Annotated in this window: 4 protein-coding genes; 1 reads left to right on the top strand and 3 read right to left on the bottom strand. The window is 56.9% G+C overall.

Annotated elements, in window-relative coordinates; translation table 11 throughout:
• The 3 genes from NCN04_RS09260 to NCN04_RS09250 form a co-directional block, all read right to left on the bottom strand.
• On the bottom strand, positions 1–1,394 hold a 1,394-nt coding region (locus NCN04_RS09260), incomplete at its 3' end, for a peptidoglycan D,D-transpeptidase FtsI family protein (RefSeq protein ID WP_250395897.1).
• Positions 1,395–1,398: 4 nt separating this feature from the next.
• Positions 1,399–1,854: a hypothetical protein gene (locus NCN04_RS09255; RefSeq protein WP_048346923.1), complete on the bottom strand. Its 456-nt coding sequence runs from the start codon at positions 1,852–1,854 to the stop codon at positions 1,399–1,401.
• Between the two features lie 87 nt (positions 1,855–1,941).
• Positions 1,942–3,321 (bottom strand): CPBP family intramembrane glutamic endopeptidase, encoded by a 1,380-nt coding sequence (locus NCN04_RS09250; protein WP_284498697.1) that lies wholly within the window; start codon positions 3,319–3,321, stop codon positions 1,942–1,944.
• Between the two features lie 124 nt (positions 3,322–3,445).
• Between NCN04_RS09250 and NCN04_RS09245 the strand changes: the two genes are divergently transcribed.
• On the top strand, positions 3,446–3,808 hold a 363-nt coding region (locus tag NCN04_RS09245), incomplete at its 3' end, for a histidine phosphatase family protein (RefSeq protein WP_250395898.1).

Genomic DNA, 3,808 nt, shown 5'->3' with positions numbered 1-3,808 from the left:
CCCCGGGTTATGTGAGGGCTCACAAGCCTCCCGCCATTGGCGATCAGAGCGTGGAGTTGAACAAGCTTGAGAGGCGTGAGTGAGAAGCCTTGACCGAATGCTGCGGTTGCTGGCTCGATGGGCTGATTGGTGAATTGTTCCTTGGTCTTTAACTGGCCAGCCACCGCACCGGGGAGGTCTGTATCCGGCTTCGCATCAAGCCCAAGTCGGTTCAACCAGTCCCAGTAATGAGAGGGACGCATTTTGCGCATCGCCTGGACCATGCCGACATTGCTCGATACCTGAAGCACAGTTGCGAAATCGACGACGCCATTGCCCTTCCGGTCGTGGTTGCGAATCGGCCAACCACCAATGGTGAGGGCCCCACTGTCGTAAACCTTCTCATTGGGTTGGATCACACCTTCTTGCAGCGCTAAGGCCAAATTGATCGGTTTAAAAGTCGACCCCGGTTCGTATAGATCTTGAACGGACCATTCCCGAAAACGCTCTGGCTTGAAGTCCCAATAACGATTCGCGTCATACGTCGGCGTTGAGGCGAGCGCCATTAATTCGCCATTGATGACATCCATCACGATTGCCACTCCCTTTTTGGCTTTCCAGGTTTTGACCTGTGCCGTCAGCGCCTTTGCAGCAAGCTCCTGCAAGCGAGCATCCAAGGTGAGCTGCAATCTCAGGTCATCCCCGAAAAACACCCCAGGGGCCAGGTTGTCTGGCAATGGCGTTCCGTCTGCTCCGCGACGAAGACTACGGGCCTGTTCATGGCGCTGCAGGTCTTCATGACGACTTTGCTCAAGGCCTGCCTGGGGCTGACGCTCTTGATTGAGGAAACCAACGACATTGGCAAAAAGAGATCCCTGCGGATAAACGCGGTAGGGATAGGGCTCGAGATCGATGCCACTGATTCCTAGGGAACGAACTGTTGTTGCCGTTTCAGGATCGACGCCCTCTGCCAACTTGATGCCAGACGAGCTGTCTCCCATTCTTTTGTTGAGCTCGCGAGTGGAAAGGGCCAACACGGGAGACAGGCGTGCCGCAACCTCCTGACGATCACGAATGAGTGTTGGCTCGTCGCCAGGAAAGTTGAAGTAACGAGGATGGGCCCAGAGTCGGTAGCGCTCCTCGTCCAAGGCCACGAGTCTGCCGTTGCGATCGACAATCGGCCGACGGCTGCCCAGGGGTTTGGTGCGCTGCGTTTGCACCACACGGGCCCGCGCCTCCAACTCAGGGGCTTGAAAAATCTGTAGCCAGGCCATACGCCCGACCAATCCCAATAAGCCTGCACACAGCAGGACAAACACCATTTTCATTCGACCGGCGGGCACCGGCTCAAGACGAATCACCCGTCGTCGTTCACGACGAGACCTAGAGGTCGAGCCTTGCCGGTTGGCTGGCATCTTTTTAATACCCGTGATGAATTGAACGATCCATCAAGGAGCCAATGAAAGCCAAGTGATCATGGGATCCGCCGGATTCAGCCTCAGTGGGACGTTCGAGATATAACAATTTTTCTGCGGTCGTCGGAACCATCGACTTTGGCGCCTGGGTTCGATCGAGGAGATAACGCTCCAACATGGCTGTGGACTCCGTCAGTCGATGGCCCACTCCTCGTGTGTCCTCCAAGCGTTCAAAAGCGACCGTCCAGCGGTATTGCCAGTGAAGAGTGAGGCCACTGAGAGCCAGCACGGCTGTGAAAACACCAATCAAACTGCCATCAGCCGCACGATGAAGGCCAGCAAGCAGGGGAGAGCGGCGTGCAACACGCTTAGCGGATAGTGAGCCCTGGATGAGCTCGAAAGCACCAGTGGCTGATGCGTGTTCCTGTGGAGCAGGTTGAGTTTGGGGAACCGCGACCACTTTGAGCGAATAGGTTGATGCGCCAGTGAACCACCCGTATGGTCCTCCCGCAAGGCTGAAATGTCTTACACCATCAGGGAAATTGGCTCAAGTTCCGAGCAAGACAAGATTCAGGAAGGTGACACCATTCCAGAGAGCATGCATCACCACACAAGGAAGAAGACGACCACTGCTCAAACGCAGCAATGCCAATCCCAAACCAAGAACCAACAAAGGAAGTAATTCACCAATGCTGAGGTGAGCAACCGCAAACACGAGGGCGCTACCAAACACGCTCAAACCCCGCCCGAACGAACGCCCTAAAACCGGCAACAACACCCCACGGAATACGGTTTCTTCGAACAGTGGGGCTAACACAACCGCTGTAATGGCAAGCAAGATCAAGGCCAACGGATCTCTGCCGTTCAGCACCATTTCCAGCAATGGATTACTGCCTCCTTGATCGCCGATGACTTGACTCATCAGCCAACCGGTCAACACCACAGGTGGCATCACCATCAACCAGGCGCGACCTCCCTGAAACAGAGCTGACCACCAGGGGCGAACCCGCCACTGCAGCCAACCGCCTACAGGCATCAAACGTTGATCCAGACCATCCAGCTGACTTTTGAGAATGAGCAGCGGTGGCGTCGCTAAAGCGCAATAGCCAATCAGCACAACCACCGACTGGCTGAGCGGCGCCGCAATGCTCCGAGCCACCAAGGCTGAGAGAGGCGTTACAAGAAGGGGGACCAACACCTCACCCAGCACCACAAAACCGCCAGCGATCAGCAGCACCATGTCAACCAAGCCAAGGGGAGCGGATTGCAGCTCAGGCCAGGCGGACTGCTTTCGGCGAAAAAGCAACCAAAGCTGCCGAACCAGCAGAAGAGATCCCAACAACAACGCTCCGAGCGGCATGAGCTCACTGAGAACAAGACGTCGGGCCGCGGCCTTGGCAGCTGAGCTTTCCACACAAGCAGCCTGGGACCCTCCCAGTGCTTCACAGACCAGACGCCGGGTTAAGGGATCAGGACTGTTCTCAGTTAACAGGTCTTGATCCTCAGAGGAGAGGTCGCGGGGAAGGGGCTCGGTGGCCAGGGTCTCCTGAAGCGTCCGAAGGTTTGGGAGCTGGAGTGGAGTCTCCAGAAGGGTCTTGCGACGCCCTGGGTCGTTTTCTAACGATGCATATAAGAGCGTTTGGCGATCACTGAGGCTGTCAAGAGGGGTCTCTCTGAGTGTTTCAAGCAAGCTCTTGGCTGGATCTTGGCCAACAAGCAGAGGTTTGAGCGTTGGCGTCAACGCCGGGTCGGCCAACAACGCCAGCTCTTGCTGCTCCAAAGACAACGCGGGAGCCACGGAGGGTCGCCCGAGGCTATCCATCAAGCCGAGGAACCAAACGCTGCAAGCCAGCACCATCGAAACGACAGCCAAAAGGACTTTCCACTTGGGCACTACGTTTGAACGTCCGTTCAGCGGGCTGGTCAACAGACGATGGGCGACTGCAACCAATTCTCTCCGGCGAAGGGCTGCCAACAACCGATTTTGACCATTTCGGCGTGTAATTCGACCATGCGCCCATACGATGACCGCGCCTTTCCCCCTTGTTGCGGTGTCACTGCGTCTCCTCCTGGTCCGCCACGGCCTGAGCAGCTTCAACGTTGAGCGCCGCATCCAGGGGCGTAATGATCTTTCAATACTCACTACGACTGGCGAAGACCAAGCGCGTCGCCTAGGCATGGCCTTGGCCGACGTGCCGATTGATGCGGCCTACAGCTCACCTCTTCAACGTGCTGCCGCCACCACAGCCGGAATTCTGAGCGTGCGGCAAGACGGTCTATCCCCCGTCCTGGATGACGGACTGCTGGAGATTGATCTTGAGCCCTGGAGCGGACTGACCGCCGATGAGCGGGCGATCAAGGATCCCGAGGGCTACACCACCTGGCGTCAACGACCTGAAGCCCTAGAACTCACT

Source organism: Synechococcus sp. MU1655, from assembly GCF_023630655.1.
Classification (GTDB): Bacteria; Cyanobacteriota; Cyanobacteriia; order PCC-6307; family Cyanobiaceae; genus Synechococcus_C.
This window is presented reverse-complemented; position numbering and strand designations above follow the sequence as displayed.